Origin of the sequence: Amycolatopsis sacchari, from assembly GCF_900114035.1 — a bacterium.
Taxonomy (GTDB): domain Bacteria; phylum Actinomycetota; class Actinomycetes; order Mycobacteriales; family Pseudonocardiaceae; genus Amycolatopsis_E; species Amycolatopsis_E sacchari.
This window is the reverse complement of record NZ_FORP01000006.1, coordinates 107224-121677: the sequence shown is the minus strand read 5'-3', so window position 1 is coordinate 121677 and position 14454 is coordinate 107224. Positions and strand designations below refer to the sequence as shown.

Sequence of the window (14454 nt, the reverse complement as noted above, 5' to 3'; positions counted from 1 at the left end):
TCATCCCCTCCTATGAGCCCTGCAGGTGCTGGATCATCGCGGTGGCCACCCGCTCGACGACCGGACAGGGGTTGGACTTGTTCTGTCCACTGCCGATTTGGGTGGACACCGATACCGCGAGTTGGTCGGTCACGCCGACCCACAGCGAGCAGTCACCGTTGGCGCGGCTGTCAAGGATGTCCGCGTACACCGCGGGGTAGCCGCTCACCGTGGTCGGCTCGAAGTACTTGTCTTTCGGCTTGTTCGCGTAGATGTCGTTGAGCCCGTTCTTGTTCGCCGTGATCGGCGAGATGAACACGGCGTTGAACTGGGAGGTGGCCGACTTCCACTTGCACATCGGCCCCGCGTCGCTCTGCTCACTGGTGCCGGGACCGGAAAGCCCGATGTTCTGGACCTGCTCGGCCGAGAGCGCGCTGCACGGGTCACTGACCAACGCGTCTGTCGGCAGCGGGTTGGCGACCGCGGGGGCGAGCTGCTCGGCGGAGCTGCTCGCGGCAGTCGAGCCGGGCGTGGAGCTCAGCGGTGGGATCGAACCCCCACCACCGCTCCCGCCGGAGCAGGCCGACAGCACACCGGCAGCCGCCAGAGCGGCCGCGCCGAGCTGGAACGCCCGGGTCTTGCTCATACGATTCCCTGTCCCTGCTTCGCGGCTGCCTGCTGTGCGTCATCTTCCGACTGCGTGATCTGCCCGCTCGCCTTCTGCAGCGCGGTGATGTAGTTCTGCACGTAATCCCGCATCCGCTCGTGCTGCTGCAGCAATGTGTCCCCCGAGGGGCCCGCGCCACGCTGGACGAAGTCACTGCTGGCGAACTCCTGGCCGGGCGGGCGCACGTTCGCCACGGTCCTCGCCTTCGCGATGTCGTCCTGGAGCTCGTCGTAGAGCTTCTGCCACTTCTGGATCACGCCCTGCACCTCGTCCGGGTCGAACTGGTATCCGCCCGGGGTGCCGTTCTTGCCCACCTGGATGGGGGCCGGTGGCGGGACCGAGGTCAGCGTGTCGACCGGCGCGTTGGACGGAGCCGGCTGCGTCATCGTGACGAACCCCCTTCGCTACGTGTCGCGTCCCGTCCTGGGGAAGCAGCATGTTGGATGCTAGCGCAGCCGCTCCGGTTCCCGTGTCCGAAAGGGAAAAGCCCCCTTCCGGGCGGAAGGGGGCTTTTCCGGGCTGCGGGCGCGGGAGGACTACTCCCCGGCCTTGATCTCGATCCGCACCGAGGCCTGGACCTGCGGGTGCAGGCGCGCGCTGACCTGGTGCTTGCCGACGGTCTTGATGTGACCCTCGGTCTCGAGGATGCGCTTGTCCAGCAGCGGGCCGCCGGCCGCCTTGATGGCCGCGGCGATGTCGCCGGTGGTCACCGAGCCGAACAGCTTCTTCGAACCCGCCGCGGCCTTCGCGGTCAGCGGAACCGTGCCGAGCTGCTCGAGCTGGTTCTTGACCTCCTTGGCGTGGTCGAGGTCGCGGATCCGGCGGGCCTCCTGGGTGCGCCGGATGGTCTGCACGTTCTTCTCCGCACCCTTGGTGGCCACGATGGCGTAGCCCCGCGGGAGCAGGTAGTTGCGCGCGTACCCGTCCTTGACCTCGACGATGTCACCGGGACCGCCCAGGTTGGCCACGTCGGTGGTCAGAATGATCTTCGCCATTGACGTGCCTCCCTTAGCGCGCGGTCGAGGTGTAGGGCAGCAGCGCCATCTCGCGGGAGTTCTTGACCGCGATGGCGATGTCACGCTGGTGCTGGCTGCAGTTGCCGGTCACCCGGCGGGCACGGATCTTGCCGCGGTCGGAGATGTACTTCCGCAGCAGGTTCGTGTCCTTGTAGTCGATCAGCTCGGGACGGCCCTTCTGCTCCGCCTTGCAGAACACGCAGACCTTCTTCTTGGGCTTGCGAATGGGTGGCTTGGCCACGGTGATGCTCCTGGGAATTCCGAAAAGAGTGGTTGGTTAGAAGGGGGGCTCGTCCGCGAAACCGCCGCCGCCCCCGGCAGGCGGGGCCGAACCCCACGGGTCGTCGGCGGGCGCGCCGCCGCCGTATCCGCCGCCACCGCCGCCGCCGGTGCCCCGGCTGACCTTGTTCACCTTCGCGGTGGCGTAGCGCAGCGACGGGCCGATCTCGTCGACCTCGAGCTCGACGACCGTGCGCTTCTCGCCTTCCTTGGTCTCGAACGAACGCTGCTTGAGCCTGCCCTGCACCACGACGCGCGCGCCGCGGGTCAGGCTCTCGGCCACGTTCTCCGCCGCCTGGCGCCAGATGTTGCAGCGCATGAACAGCGCCTCGCCGTCCTTCCACTCACCGCTGGCGCGGTCGAAGGTGCGAGGCGTGGACGCCACGGTGAAGTTCGCGACGGCCGCCCCGGAGGGGGTGAACCGCAGCTCCGGGTCGGCGGTCAGGTTGCCGACGAGCGTGATGACGGTGTCTCCGGCCATGGTCGCCGCCTCAGGCCTTCGCCGCGACCTTGGCGGCCTTGCGCGGAGCGACCTTGCGCACGACCTTGGTGCGCAGGATGTTCTCCTGCAGCGACAGCTGCCGGTCCAGCTCCTTGACCGCGTCCGGCTCGGAGTTCACGTCCAGCAGGGCGTAGATGCCCTCGGCGTGCTTCTTGATCTCATAGGCCAGGCGCCGCCGGCCCCACACGTCGACCTTCTCCACGCTGCCGCCGGACTGGCGGATCACGTTGAGGAAGTTGTCCAGCGTCGGAGCGACGGTGCGCTCGTCCAGCGTGGGATCGAGGATGACCATTACCTCGTAATGGCGTGACACAACCACTCACCTCCTGTGGGCTTCGCGGCCACGGACTGTCCGTGGCAGGAGGGTTTGTCGGCTACCAGGGTAACCGGCCGCTACGACACTTTTCGCAGCACCCAGGTCCGGACCAGCGCGGCGCTGACCCCGGCCAGTGCGACGACCGCCAGCAGCATGGGCAGCTGCACCGTGTTCGACGACGGTGCGGAGGCCAGCGCGTCGGCGTTGCCGGTGTTGCGCACGTCGTTCTGCCCGCCGGCCGCGCTGCCGCCGAGGACCTCCGGCGTGGGCAGTCCGGCGACGGGCGCGCTGGACGGGTAACGCGCACCCGGCGAGACCGCGACGCCGACGCCGGGGAGCGCGGCGGGGACGTTGCCGTAGTCACGCGGGGGCGCGGTCGAGGTGCCCGTCGAAGTCGTGCCGGGCTGCGTGGTCGGCTGGACGGGCATCGCGCCGCCGGTGCCGCCCGAGGGCAGCGCCGTGACCGACGAGTAGTTGCCCGCGTAGGTCGTCATGCCGCAGTTGCCCGCGACCTTGGTGGTGATCGAGCCGAGCGTCTTCTGCTTCTGGTCGGCGGTGACGCCGAGTCCGCTCGCGTCCTGCAGCGCCTGCTTCACGGCCGCGGCGACGTTCTCGCCGGTGATGGACCCGTTGGGCGCGTTGGGCACGGAGCCGACGGTCAGCGCGCCGGCCTTCGTGATCGCGTCAGCGAGCGCGTCCGGGTCGACACCGTTGAAGTGCAGGAAGATCTCCTGCTCCTTCGCGCCGGCCTTCACGACCCCGGCGAGGTCCTTGCCCTGCACGGCGACCTGGTCGCCGATGTTGCCGACGACGCTGCCGGTGCAACCCTGCGCGAGCACGGTGCTCGCCGAGGCCGTGCCCTGGAACGCGAGGCCGCCGAAGAGGGCGGCGAGCGCGCCGGCGGTGAGTACCCGTCGCGTCGTCCTGGTCAGGTCGGTCCGCGTTGGCATCCGCACGGGTGCAGTCCTCCAGTGGTCGCGAGCGTCGTCCGAGGGGACAACGAGAAGCAGGCCACGAAGATACTAAGGAGTAGCCGTCCGCAGCACCCAAGTGCGTACCAGTGCGGCGCTGACCCCGGACAACGTCAGCACGGCCAGCAGCATCGGCAGGCCCAGGTCACCGGGCAGTCCGCCGCTGGTGCCACCGGGCATCGCCTGTGCCTCGCCCGCGTTCTGCACCGCGCGGTTCTGCTGGCCGGAACCGTTGCCGAGCGCGCCGACCTCCGGCGCGTAGCCCGGGATCTGGCCGCCGTAGCGGACCCCGGGCGACGGCGCGAACAACCCGGCGAGCGCGTACGGGACGTCGCTGTAGTCGCGCATCGGGGCGTAGCCGCTGGAGCCGAACGGCAGCAGGTCGAACATCGCCGCGTCACTCCCGGGCAGCACCGGGCTGCTGGGGCCGGGGATGAGGTTCGCCAGTCCCGGGTTCGGGCTGCCGGCCGCACCGCCCTGGGTGCCGCCCGTCGGACCGGTCTGCGGGGAACCCCCGTTGCTCGGCGGCTTCTGCTGCGCCGGCTGCCCGCCACCGGGGAGCGCACTTGTCACGCCCTGGACGACGGACGCGGCCCCGTTGGTGGCGCCCGCGACGGTGTTGTCGACCGCGCCCGCGACCGGGGCCCCGACCACCGGCACCGGCGCGACCACCGTGTCGACGACGTTCACGGTGATCTTGCACAGGCCGGACAGCAGCCCGCCGACGATCGAGGTCAGTCCGTCGGTGACCGTCTGCAGGCCGAGTGGGCTCTTGATGGTGTCACCGGGGTGGACGGTGACGGTGTCCCCGCACTTCGCGGTGACCGTTTCCGCCGCGTTCGCGGTGCCCGGCGTGGCCAGCACCGCGGATCCGGCCAGTGCGAAGGCGGCCGCACCGACCGCCGCGACCTTGCGCGTTCGACCCTGCATCGGAGCCCTCCAGTGGCGGCGTCACTCACTGAGATAACGAAGGTAACCGAGTGGAGTGACGCGTGCAGGGCGCGAAATTCAGCCGAGCCTGCGGCGCAGCCAGCTGTGCGCCAGCCCCGCACCCACGGCGGCCAACGCGATCGCGGCCAGCAGCAGCGGCAGCCGCGCCGGCTGCGCCGGGGCGGGCAGCGCCTGCGCGGAGCCGGAGTTCTGCGTGGTCACGGTCGGGCTCGTACCGGCGGGCGGGATGACTCCCGGCGCGTCGGGCGCGAGTGCGACCGGGGGCAGCAGACCGGACAGGTCGCCCAGCGGCAGCGCGTCCACCGTCAGCGGGGAGGTCGCGTCGAGCGGGAACGAGATGGGCCGCACGTCGACGGGCTCCACCGCGATCGGCGTGCTCGGTGCGGGCTGCTCTGACGGCGCCGGGGGCTTCGGCGAGGTGCTGGGCGGAGGTGTCGGCTGGTCCGCCGGAGCCGGAGCGCCGCTGAGCAGGGTGTTCACCGTGCCCTGCGCGTCGGTGCACAGCACGCGGACCGCACCGGTGCCCGGGACCCTGCTGACGTGCAGCGCCTTGGCCGCGTCGGCGACGTCGACGGTGGCGAGCGGGTCACCCGGCGAGGACGGGCCTGTGCCGACCGTCAGCCCGGCGACGTCCAGTGCGAGCGCGTGCCCGGAGCCGCCCAGCGTCGCCGCGCAGTCCCCCGGCAACACCGGACCGGCGACGGCCGGGGAGGCGAAACCCGTTGCTGCGCCGAGGAAGAGGCCTACGGCGAGCACCCGTTGCGCGGTCTTCCTCATCACTCCCCCTGGGCGTCGGCGGCTCGCGCTCACGCTACTGCATTCGGAGCAACGCGCTAGCGTGGCGTCATGCAGATCGGTGCCCACGTCCGGGATGACGACCCGCTGTCCGCCGCTCGCGAGCGGAATGCCGAGGTCGTGCAGTTCTTCCTCGCCGACCCCCAGGGCTGGAAGAAGCCGGTGCCCGCGCCCAGCGCGGCCGAGGTCGAGGCGGCCGGGGTCACGGTCTTCATCCACTCGCCGTACGTGGTGAACGTGGCCTCGCTCAACAACCGCATCCGGATCCCGTCACGCAAGGCTGTCACGCAGCACGCGGCGGCCGCGGCCGAGATCGGCGCGAAGGGCCTGATCGTGCACGGCGGGCACGTGCGCAAGGACGAGGACCCGGAGCAAGGTCTCGCGAACTGGGGCAAGTTGTTCGAGCGGCAGGCCGACGAGGGCGGGTTCGGCGTGCCGATCCTGATCGAGAACACCGCGGGCGGCGACGGCGCGATGGCGCGTCACCTCGACATGCTGGCGCGGCTGTGGGACGTCGTCGGCGACCACGGCGCCGGGTTCTGCCTCGACACGTGCCACGCGTTCGCGGCGGGCTGGGAACTGGACGGGCTCGTCGCGAAGGTCAAGGCCATCACCGGCCGGATCGACCTCGTGCACCTGAACAACTCGCGGGACGAGTTCGGCTCGACCCGCGACCGGCACGCCAACGTCGTGCACGGCGGCGGCACGATCGAGCCCGAACTCCTGGCCGCCGTCGCCAAGGAGGCCCAGGCGCCCGTCGTCGTCGAGACCCCGTCCGAGGGCCAGGCCGACGACATCGCGTACCTGCGGGAAGCCCTCAGCTGACCGCGACGCGCGGCTTGGCGGCGAGGACGTCCCGCGCGCCGTCGAGGACGCCACCCGCCGGGTCGTCGTCGCCGGCGAGGCGGACCTTGTCCAGCGCCGGGCGGTAGATCTCCCGCAGCACCAGCACGCACAGCCCCACCACGGCGAGGTCGCGGACCACGACGAAGCCGAGGAACCAGTCCTGCGGCAGTCCCTTGTGGTCCACGCCGAGGTAGTAGAACATCCGCGGCACCCAGACGAGGGCGTCCAGCAGCATCCAGCCGAACAACAGCCGCCAGCGCGGGATCGCCAGCGCCGCCAGCGGCACGAGCCACAGCGAATACTGCGGGCTCCACGTCTTGCTCACCAGCAGGAACGCCGCCACGACGAGGAAACACAGCTGCGCGACCCGCGGCCGCACCGGGGCGGTGAACCCGACGTACGCGATTCCCGCGCAGCACAACACGAACAGGCCGCCGCTGACGACGTTCAGCCACGTCGGCACCTGGCCCGGCTGCAGCGCACCGTCGAAACCGGACCAGCCGGTGAAGTACGAGACGACGTTGTAGAGCGAGTCGGGGTCCATCCCGCGTTCGACGTTGAGCTGGAAGAACTCCCGCCAGCCCGCGTTGAACGCGAGCGCGACCGGCAGGTTGATCGCGAGCCACGCGACGACGGCGGCCCCGGCCGTCTGCGCCCACTGCCGGAACCGGCCGGCCCGCAGGCACAGCACGAGCAGCGGTCCGAGGAACAGCAGCGGGTACAGCTTCGCCGCGGCCCCGACGCCCAGCAGCACGCCGGCCAGCACGGGTTTCCGGCGTGCCCAGGCCAGCAGGCCGGTGGCGGCGAACGCCGTCGCCACGGCGTCGAAGTTGGTGAACGCGTGCACCAGCACCAGCGGGGACAACGCGACGAGCGCCGCGTCCCACGGTCTGCGGCGCGCGGTGCGGCCCACCGCCCAGACGGTGACGAGCCACGCGACCGCGAGCCAGAACGCGGTGATGTCGAAGTAGACGGCGACGGGCAGGGCGCCCGGCAGCCAGCCCGCGTCGTGCACCGCCAGCCACCCGGCGGTCAGCTTCGCGTTGACCCACTGGAACAGGCCGGTGAGCACCGGGTACTCCATGTACCGCTGCTGCGCGTCCGGCGTGCCCGCGTTGTCGACCCAGCCGGTGCGGTACGGGAACGTGCCGGCCTGGTCGAGCCGCTCGGCGCTGTAGAGCGGCACGATGTCCGTGTAGCACATCGCGACGTACGGGCGGCCCGCCCGCCAGTCGAGCTGGTTCTGCCCGTTGTCGTCCGTGTACTGCTGGATGCAGCTCGCCTTGCCGAACCAGCACAGCAGCAGCGCGAGCGTCGCCATCGCCAGCCCGACGCGCTGCGGGGACCAGAACCAGTGCCTGCCCACGGCGGCGTGCTCGCCCACCGGCCCGCCGATCGCTCTGCTCGCGGCGGCCACGAGCGGCTCGGTGCGGCTGGGGGCGATCCGCTCCTCCGCGCTCAGGGACGTGGGCAGGGGTTCTCGGTCGGTCGGGCTGGACACCCGGGCGATGTTACGGGCAGTGGAGTGGGTTCCGGCTGAAGACGCCCGGTCGGGTACAGCGAAAGGGCGGTGGCCATCGTCCGATACCCACCGCCCTGCCGGTCCTCGTCCGGATCAGCCGCCCGGCTGCCCCGTCGAGTCACCGGTGCCGAAGTTGTCGCGACCCGACGGCGGCCACGAGATGCCCGACGGGAAGCTCGGCTTCGACCTGCTGGAGCTCGGCGCCTCCGACGAGCTGCTCGGCGTGCTCGACGTGGACGGCGGCGGGGGCGCCGAGGACGACGTCGAGGTCGGCGGCGTCGACTTCCTGCTCGACGAGTCGTCGTTGGCGGCCGCGGTCGCCGACTTCCCGATCGGCTGGACCGTGGAGAACTTCTCGCTCGGCTTGCCCTGCAGGTAGGAGTTGATGAACTCCTGCCACATCTGGGCGGGCAGCCCGGTGCTGCCGACCGACTCGCCGTTCTTGTCCTTCAGCGGCTTGCTCGGATCCGAACCCACCCACGAGGCGACCGAAATGGACGGGGTGTAGCCGATCATCCACACCTGCGAGTTGAACCTCGCCAGGTCCGGGTCGCTCGAGTCGTACTGCTGGGTACCGGTCTTGCCGGCGCACTCGTGACCCGTGGGGCACTTCAGCTTCGAGAAGCCGATCACGGGCTTGAGCGCGGTCGTGACGTTGCCCGCGATCTGCTTGCTCTTGTCGGCGTTGTTCTCCGCGAAGGCGGGCTGCGGGTTGCTCGGCGCCTGGTAGACGACGTTGCCGCCGGGATCGGTGATCTTCGTGACGAAGTGGCGGTCCATCGTGATCCCGTCGGCGGCGAACGTGGCGTACGCCGAGGCCATGTCCAGCGGGGTGGCCTCGGTGGTGCCACCGCCGAGCGAGATGTTGTTGTCCAGCGCGGCCTTGCTGTTCTTCAGGCTCTGCACGCCCGCTTCCTCGGCGGCGTCGCGCACGGCCTGCCAGCCCGTCTGGTTCGCGACCATGTCGAAGAACACCGTGTTGGTCGAGCGCATCGTCGCCTCGGCGACCGTGCAGTCCGTACCGCAGCTGTTCGACGCACCCGCGTTGCGGACCGTGCGGGAGCCGAACTGGCGTGGTGACGTGCCGTTGAAGGTCTCGCCGAGCCCCTTGCCCATCTTGAGGAACGCGGCGATGTCGAAGGCCTTGAACGACGAACCCGGGTTGTGCGGTGTGGACGCCCAGTCCCGCTGGTCGCTCTTGTCGTTCGGGCCGCCGTAGTAGGCGATCACCCCGCGCGTCTTCGGGTCGACCGCGACCAGCGCGCTCTTCAGCGAGTCCGGCTGGTCGTCCATGTACTTGTGCGAGATGTCCTCGGCCAGCTTCTGCGCCGCGGGGTCGATGGTCGTGTAGATGTTGTAGCCACCGGCCTGCAGCTTCTCCTTGGAGTAGCCCGCCGCGTCCAGCTCGTCCTCGACCTCGGACTGGATGAACGCCGCCGGGCCCTTGATCGCCTGCGGCTTGGTCTGGTCCTTCGGCAGCGGGGCCGGGAACTGCGCCGCCTGCCGCTCCGCGGAGGGCAGCCAGTTGTACTTGACCATGTTGTCCATCACGTAGTTCCAGCGCCACTGGGCGTACGTGGTGTTCTCCGACTTGCTCGGGCCCTGGATCAGACCGGCCAGCAGCGCCGCCTCCGACGGGCTGAGCTGCGCGGCGTCCTTGTTGAAGTACGCGTGCGCCGCCGCCTGGATGCCGTAGGCGTTCCGTCCGAAGTAGACGATGTTGAGGTACGCCGTGATGATGTCTTCCTTGGGCTGGGTCTGGTTCATCTTGAACGACTTGACCAGCTCCGTGGCCTTGCGGGTGAGCGTCGGCGCCTCGTTCTCGGTGGCCTTCTTGATGTACTGCTGCGAGATGGTCGAACCACCACCGGTACCGCCGGTGAGGTTGTTGTAGACGGCGCGCGCGATGCCGAGCACGTCGAACCCGTTGTTGGTCTCGAACGTGGCGTCCTCGGCCGCGTACACGGCGTGCTTGACCGTCTCGGGGATCTGCCCGGGCTTCAGGATTTCGCGGTTCCCGGTGTCCGGGACCTCCTTGCCCATCACCGAGTTGTCGGCGTAGTAGTACGTGACCACCTGGCTCTGCTGCGCCAGCACCTCTTCCGGGGTGGGCACGTCGACCAGGAAGTACGAGATCGTGAACGCGATCGCCGGCACGATGACGAACAGGCCGAACAGGGCGTAGAGCGTGCGGCGCACGATCTTCCACCGGCGCTTCTTCCGCTGCCGGGGCGTCAGCGCGGCCTTGCCCTTCTTCCCGCCCTCGTCCTCGGCGGGAAGCTCGTCCTCGGGTCCGTACTCGTCGAACCGGGCCTGCTCGTCGTCGTACCCGTCGTAGTCGTCCTCGGGCTGACCGCCGCCGAGCGGGTTGTGCGTGAGCAGACCCGGCTCGCGGTCCGGCGGACCCGAGGACGGGGGCGGCGTGCGGTGGCCGCCGTTGGGCGGACCGGGCGGGGGCCCGGGACGGCGCGGCGGCACCGGACGGCCTGCCGGCGGGACACGCCGCTGTCCGGGCGCGCCGTCGGGGTCTCCCCCGCCGGGCCACTGCGGCTGCTGCCCTTCCCCGGGCCACTGGGGGCGGCCCTGCGGACGGCGCGGCGCGCCGCCACCCTGCCACTGCCCCTGCCGGGGATCGTCGGGCTCCTGACCTGGCCAGGAGCGGTTGTACTGGTCGTTCACGGATGAGCCTCCCAGAACGGCGGTTCGGGGTACGCCGCTGGTGCGGTCACGGTTTCCCTGCGGTCACTGCCCGGCGGTCCTCTTGCTCGGGCCGTGTGGTGTTCCCGTGCCCAGGACGTACGACAGCACCAGGTGGTTCCATCGGCACGCCCGGCAGACCTCCACGACGTGGACGGTGAACTCGCCGAACAGCCCGGCCATCCGGGACAGCTCGGCGGGCGTCCTCGCGGATCCGGCGACGTGCTTGAGCTCGTCGCCGTAGACCCAGGACACCTCCATCAGGGACGACGAAAGGCAGACCGGGCACTCGGCCGTGGCCGGCTCTCCGTGGAACTTCGCCGCCCTGAGCAGGTACGGGTCCGCGTCGCAGACGTCCTTCCTACCGAGGCGACCGGCGCGGAAATCGGTCAGCAACGCGCGGCGTTGCAAGCCGTAGTCCACGACGTGTCGCTGCTTCTGCACGCTGACAGAGTACGTGGCCCGTGTGGGGGTGCCATGAGCTGTTCTGGGTAAAGAACTGGGCGGGCTGGAGGAACACGCCGACGGTTCGATAACTCCTGCGTGAACTTCACCACCCTGTTCGAGTGAACCCCAGGTGTTCTGAATCGTTATCTGCGCCACTTCGATGTATCGGCTCGATATAATCGGGCGTTAGGTTGACGGCATGACGTCGTTTGTCGCCCGGAAGGGGGTGCACCGTGCTGGAGTTCGCCATCCTGGGGCTGCTGCACGAGGCGCCGATGCACGGATACGTGCTGCGCAAACGGCTGCACGAGACGCTCGGCATGTTCCGCACGTTCTCGTACGGCTCGCTGTACCCGACCCTGCGGAGGTTGCAGCGGGCTGGCTTCATCGTCGAGGAAGCCGATGAGGTCGGTGAGCACGCGAAGCCACAGTCCAGGTCGAGGGTCCGGCGCGCGCGACGGGTGTACAAGCTCACTGCCGAAGGCAAGGAGCACTTCGCCCAGCTGCTCGGTGACGCCGGCCCGCAGACGTGGGACGACGAAGGCTTCGGGGTGCACCTCGCGTTCTTCTCCAGGACTCCGGCCGATGTCCGGATGCGCATCCTCGAGGGCCGCCGCCGTCGCGTGGAGGAGCGCAGGGAAGGCCTGCGGGCGGCCATGGCCAGAGCCGAGGAGAAGATCGACCGCTACACCCGCGAGCTGCACCGGCTCGGCCTCGAGAGCAGCGAGCGCGAAGTCCGCTGGCTCAACGAGCTGATCGCGCACGAGCAAGCCGAACAGCGCGGCCTGCACAACTAGGCGGCCGCACCTCTTTTCCTGCTGACGAGCAGCACTGACCTGTCAAGAAACGACCGAAGGAGAAACCGGCATGGGCGACAACAGCGGCCGCGTGAAGGTGGCCATCGTTGGCGTCGGCAACTGCGCGGCATCACTGGTGCAGGGGGTGCACTACTACCAGGACGCCGACGAGACGTCCCGCGTGCCCGGCCTGATGCACGTGCGGTTCGGCCCGTACCACGTCCGCGACGTGGAGTTCGTCGCCGCGTTCGACGTGGACGCGAAGAAGGTCGGCCGCGACCTGTCCGAGGCGATCCTGGCCAGCGAGAACAACACCATCAAGATCGCGGACGTGCCGCCGCTGGGCGTGCCGGTGCTGCGCGGGCCCACGATGGACGGGCTCGGCCGCTTCTACCAGGAGACCATCGAGGAGTCCGACGAGGCGCCGGTCGACGTGGTCGCCGCGCTGCGGGAGTCGGGCGCGCAGGTGCTGGTGTCGTACCTGCCGGTCGGCTCGGAGGCGGCCCAGAAGTTCTACGCGCAGTGCGCGATCGACGCGGGTCTCGCGTTCGTCAACGCCATCCCGGTGTTCATCGCGTCGAACCCGGAGTGGGCGCAGAAGTTCACCGACGCCGGGCTGCCGATCGTCGGGGACGACATCAAGTCCCAGGTCGGCGCCACCATCACGCACCGCGTGCTGGCGAAGCTGTTCGAGGACCGCGGGGTCCAGCTCGACCGCACCATGCAGCTCAACGTGGGCGGCAACATGGACTTCAAGAACATGAAGGAGCTGGAGCGGCTGGAGTCCAAGAAGGTCTCCAAGACGCAGGCCGTCACCTCCCAGGTGGACCGCGACATGGGCAAGGCCAACGTCCACGTCGGCCCGTCGGACTACGTGCAGTGGCTCGACGACCGCAAGTGGGCCTACGTCCGGCTCGAGGGCCGCGCGTTCGGTGACGTGCCGCTGAACCTGGAGTACAAGCTCGAGGTGTGGGACTCGCCGAACTCGGCGGGCATCATCATCGACGCCGTGCGCGCCGCGAAGATCGCGCTGGACCGCGGTATCGGCGGTCCGCTGCTGTCGGCGTCCTCGTACTTCATGAAGTCGCCGCCGGTGCAGTACAACGACTCGCAGGCCCGTGACTCGGTCGAGGCGTTCATCCGCGGCGAGATCGAGCGCTGATCCCCGCTTCCTCCTCCGGCCCTCACCCGGCCGGGGGAGGGCTGCGGCGTGCTCGACTGGATGTACGTACAGTCAAAGTCACTCGGGTTCCGGTGCTCTCCGGCAGGCAGAGTAGAGGGGGTCTGCCGGCGAGCGCCGGTTTTTTCGCGTGTGAGGAGTGCGGTGGCCCGGTCGGCCAGCCTGAACGAGGAGATGCGGGCGGAGTCGCGGCAGAAGATCCTGGCCGCGGCGCTGGAGGTGTTCGCGGAAAAGGGCTACCACGGCGCGACGATCACGGAGATCACCCGGCGGGCCGGGGTCTCGCGCGGGCTCGCCTCCTACTACTTCCCCAACAAGCACCTGCTGGTCGACGAGCTGATCGACGCCTACCTCGACGGGGTCGCGGCGGTCGTCGACGTGCCGGGGACGCCGGACGAGCGGCTGGCCGGGATCATCGACGGCGTGCTCGGCGGGCTGCTCGAGAACCTCCCGGTGCAGGGCGTGATCCTCAGCCTCGTGGTGCAACCGTCGACGCACCCGATCTTCGCCGAGGTCGAGGCCCGCAAGGACGAACGGCTGAGCCTGCTGGAGGACAGCCTGCGGGAGCTGTTCGCGGGGCGCGGCGCCGAGGACCCGGCAGTCGAGGAGGTCATGCTGCGCAGCGTCCTCGAAGGCGTGATCTACAAGGCTGTCGTGTACGGCCCGCAGTACCCGGTGGAGCAGGTGCGGCGGTGGTTGTACCGCACGTACGGCCTGCCGGAGCCGGAGACGACGCTGTCCGGTGAGGAGCCCGCGCCGGTCGGACGGCTGCGTGCGTCGGACCGGGGTTTCTAGAGCTTTCCGGGTAGTTCCGCGATGTCCTTGAGCACGAACGCCACCTCGGCGAGCACCGCCGGGTCCGGCGGGAAGTGCGGGTTCGGCACGGCGTAGACGGCCATGCCCGCCGCCATCGCGGCGCGGAGTCCGTTCGTGGTGTCCTCGACCGCGGCACACGTCTCCGGCCGGACGGCCAGCTGCTCGGCGGCCTTGAGGTAGACGTCGGGCGCCGGTTTGCCCGCCGCGACCTGCTCGCTCGACACGGCGACGCGCACCAGCCCGGTCAGTCCGGTGGCTTCGAGGAACGCCTTGATCAGCACCGGCGGCGACGAGCTGGCGATCGCGACCGGGTACCGCTCACCCACCGCGCGGACGGTTTCCGGGGCGCCGGGCAGGACCGGCGGGCCGTCGGCGTAGCGCCGCGCCATCTCGTCGACCACCACCTCGGCGAGCCGCTCCGGCGTGAGCTTCGCGCCCAGCTCCTCGACGAGGTACCGCGCCCATTCCGGGGTGCTCATCCCCTGGACGGCGCGGGTGGCCTCCTCGGTCCACCGCCCGCCGTGCTCGGCGACGACGTGGCGCCGCACCTCGTCCCACGTCCGTTCGGAGTCGACGAGCACGCCGTCGAGGTCGAAAACCACCGCTTCCATGCCCAGCACGGTACCTGTGAGGCCAATTACTTCGACACCCTAAATAAAATTGCTTAGACTGG

At 69.9% G+C, this 14454-nt stretch carries 17 protein-coding genes; 4 read left to right on the top strand and 13 right to left on the bottom strand.

Annotated features, from left to right (window positions below):
- Positions 1-10: 10 nt before the first annotated feature.
- From BMZ92_RS12725 to BMZ92_RS12685, 9 genes are all read right to left on the bottom strand, one after another.
- Positions 11-625 carry a DUF3558 domain-containing protein gene (locus BMZ92_RS12725; RefSeq protein WP_091506541.1) on the bottom strand — a complete coding sequence of 205 codons (615 nt, stop codon included), beginning with the start codon at positions 623-625 and terminating at the stop codon, positions 11-13.
- On the bottom strand, positions 622-1032 hold the full coding sequence (locus BMZ92_RS12720; RefSeq protein WP_091506539.1) for a hypothetical protein: 411 nt from the start codon (positions 1030-1032) through the stop codon (positions 622-624). Before BMZ92_RS12720 ends, BMZ92_RS12725 begins: the two co-directional genes overlap by 4 nt.
- A gap of 150 nt (positions 1033-1182) precedes the next feature.
- Positions 1183-1641, bottom strand: coding sequence for a 50S ribosomal protein L9 (gene rplI / locus BMZ92_RS12715; protein WP_091506537.1), 459 nt, complete (start codon positions 1639-1641; stop codon positions 1183-1185).
- Between the two features lie 13 nt (positions 1642-1654).
- Positions 1655-1903, bottom strand: coding sequence for a 30S ribosomal protein S18 (gene rpsR / locus BMZ92_RS12710; RefSeq protein ID WP_027941586.1), 249 nt, complete (start codon positions 1901-1903; stop codon positions 1655-1657).
- Between the two features lie 36 nt (positions 1904-1939).
- A complete protein-coding gene (locus BMZ92_RS12705) occupies positions 1940-2422 on the bottom strand; it encodes a single-stranded DNA-binding protein (RefSeq protein WP_091506535.1) in 483 nt (160 codons plus the stop codon).
- A gap of 10 nt (positions 2423-2432) precedes the next feature.
- A complete protein-coding gene (gene rpsF / locus BMZ92_RS12700; protein ID WP_091506533.1) occupies positions 2433-2756 on the bottom strand; it encodes a 30S ribosomal protein S6 in 324 nt (107 codons plus the stop codon).
- Between the two features lie 80 nt (positions 2757-2836).
- Positions 2837-3709: a hypothetical protein gene (locus BMZ92_RS12695; protein ID WP_091507060.1), complete on the bottom strand. Its 873-nt coding sequence runs from the start codon at positions 3707-3709 to the stop codon at positions 2837-2839.
- Between the two features lie 72 nt (positions 3710-3781).
- On the bottom strand, positions 3782-4660 hold the full coding sequence (locus BMZ92_RS12690; protein WP_091506530.1) for a hypothetical protein: 879 nt from the start codon (positions 4658-4660) through the stop codon (positions 3782-3784).
- 78 nt (positions 4661-4738) lie between these two features.
- Positions 4739-5458, bottom strand: a complete 720-nt coding sequence (locus BMZ92_RS12685) for a hypothetical protein (RefSeq protein WP_143249856.1) — start codon at positions 5456-5458, stop codon at positions 4739-4741.
- 69 nt (positions 5459-5527) lie between these two features.
- On the opposite strand from BMZ92_RS12685, the gene BMZ92_RS12680 reads away from it, so the two are divergent.
- Positions 5528-6301, top strand: coding sequence for a deoxyribonuclease IV (locus BMZ92_RS12680; protein WP_091506526.1), 774 nt, complete (start codon positions 5528-5530; stop codon positions 6299-6301).
- Here the strand turns inward: BMZ92_RS12680 and BMZ92_RS12675 are convergent.
- The 3 genes from BMZ92_RS12675 to BMZ92_RS12665 form a co-directional block, all read right to left on the bottom strand.
- A complete protein-coding gene (locus BMZ92_RS12675; protein ID WP_091506525.1) occupies positions 6294-7823 on the bottom strand; it encodes a glycosyltransferase family 87 protein in 1530 nt (509 codons plus the stop codon). The two genes, BMZ92_RS12680 and BMZ92_RS12675, sit on opposite strands and share 8 nt — an antisense overlap.
- 114 nt (positions 7824-7937) lie before the next feature.
- Positions 7938-10523 carry a transglycosylase domain-containing protein gene (locus tag BMZ92_RS12670; protein WP_091506522.1) on the bottom strand — a complete coding sequence of 862 codons (2586 nt, stop codon included), beginning with the start codon at positions 10521-10523 and terminating at the stop codon, positions 7938-7940.
- Between the two features lie 63 nt (positions 10524-10586).
- Entirely contained in the window at positions 10587-10985 is a 399-nt protein-coding gene (locus tag BMZ92_RS12665) for a DUF5318 family protein (RefSeq protein ID WP_091506519.1), read from the bottom strand.
- Between the two features lie 236 nt (positions 10986-11221).
- Between BMZ92_RS12665 and BMZ92_RS12660 the strand changes: the two genes are divergently transcribed.
- The 3 genes from BMZ92_RS12660 to BMZ92_RS12650 all read left to right on the top strand — a co-directional run bounded on the left by BMZ92_RS12660 (position 11222) and on the right by BMZ92_RS12650 (position 13760).
- Entirely contained in the window at positions 11222-11785 is a 564-nt protein-coding gene (locus BMZ92_RS12660) for a PadR family transcriptional regulator (RefSeq protein WP_091506518.1), read from the top strand.
- A 70-nt stretch (positions 11786-11855) separates the two neighbouring features.
- The gene (locus BMZ92_RS12655) at positions 11856-12947 is read left to right on the top strand and encodes an inositol-3-phosphate synthase (RefSeq protein WP_091506515.1); all 1092 of its coding nucleotides are present in this window, start codon (positions 11856-11858) and stop codon (positions 12945-12947) included.
- 162 nt (positions 12948-13109) lie between these two features.
- The gene (locus BMZ92_RS12650; protein WP_091506512.1) at positions 13110-13760 is read left to right on the top strand and encodes a TetR/AcrR family transcriptional regulator; all 651 of its coding nucleotides are present in this window, start codon (positions 13110-13112) and stop codon (positions 13758-13760) included.
- Here the strand turns inward: BMZ92_RS12650 and BMZ92_RS12645 are convergent.
- Positions 13757-14392, bottom strand: coding sequence for an HAD family hydrolase (locus BMZ92_RS12645; RefSeq protein WP_091506511.1), 636 nt, complete (start codon positions 14390-14392; stop codon positions 13757-13759). The genes BMZ92_RS12650 and BMZ92_RS12645 overlap by 4 nt on opposite strands.
- Positions 14393-14454: the final 62 nt, after the last annotated feature.

Bases quoted from the DNA above. Each gene is read 5' to 3' on its own strand.
- BMZ92_RS12725 (WP_091506541.1), bottom strand. From the start codon at position 625: ATGAGCAAGACCCGGGCGTTCCAGCTCGGCGCGGCCGCTCTGGCGGCT.
- BMZ92_RS12720 (WP_091506539.1), bottom strand. From the start codon at position 1,032: ATGACGCAGCCGGCTCCGTCCAACGCGCCGGTCGACACGCTGACCTCG.
- rplI (WP_091506537.1), bottom strand. From the start codon at position 1,641: ATGGCGAAGATCATTCTGACCACCGACGTGGCCAACCTGGGCGGTCCC.
- BMZ92_RS12705 (WP_091506535.1), bottom strand. From the start codon at position 2,422: ATGGCCGGAGACACCGTCATCACGCTCGTCGGCAACCTGACCGCCGAC.
- BMZ92_RS12695 (WP_091507060.1), bottom strand. From the start codon at position 3,709: ATGCCAACGCGGACCGACCTGACCAGGACGACGCGACGGGTACTCACC.
- BMZ92_RS12690 (WP_091506530.1), bottom strand. From the start codon at position 4,660: ATGCAGGGTCGAACGCGCAAGGTCGCGGCGGTCGGTGCGGCCGCCTTC.
- BMZ92_RS12685 (WP_143249856.1), bottom strand. From the start codon at position 5,458: ATGAGGAAGACCGCGCAACGGGTGCTCGCCGTAGGCCTCTTCCTCGGC.
- BMZ92_RS12680 (WP_091506526.1), top strand. From the start codon at position 5,528: ATGCAGATCGGTGCCCACGTCCGGGATGACGACCCGCTGTCCGCCGCT.
- BMZ92_RS12655 (WP_091506515.1), top strand. From the start codon at position 11,856: ATGGGCGACAACAGCGGCCGCGTGAAGGTGGCCATCGTTGGCGTCGGC.
- BMZ92_RS12645 (WP_091506511.1), bottom strand. From the start codon at position 14,392: ATGGAAGCGGTGGTTTTCGACCTCGACGGCGTGCTCGTCGACTCCGAA.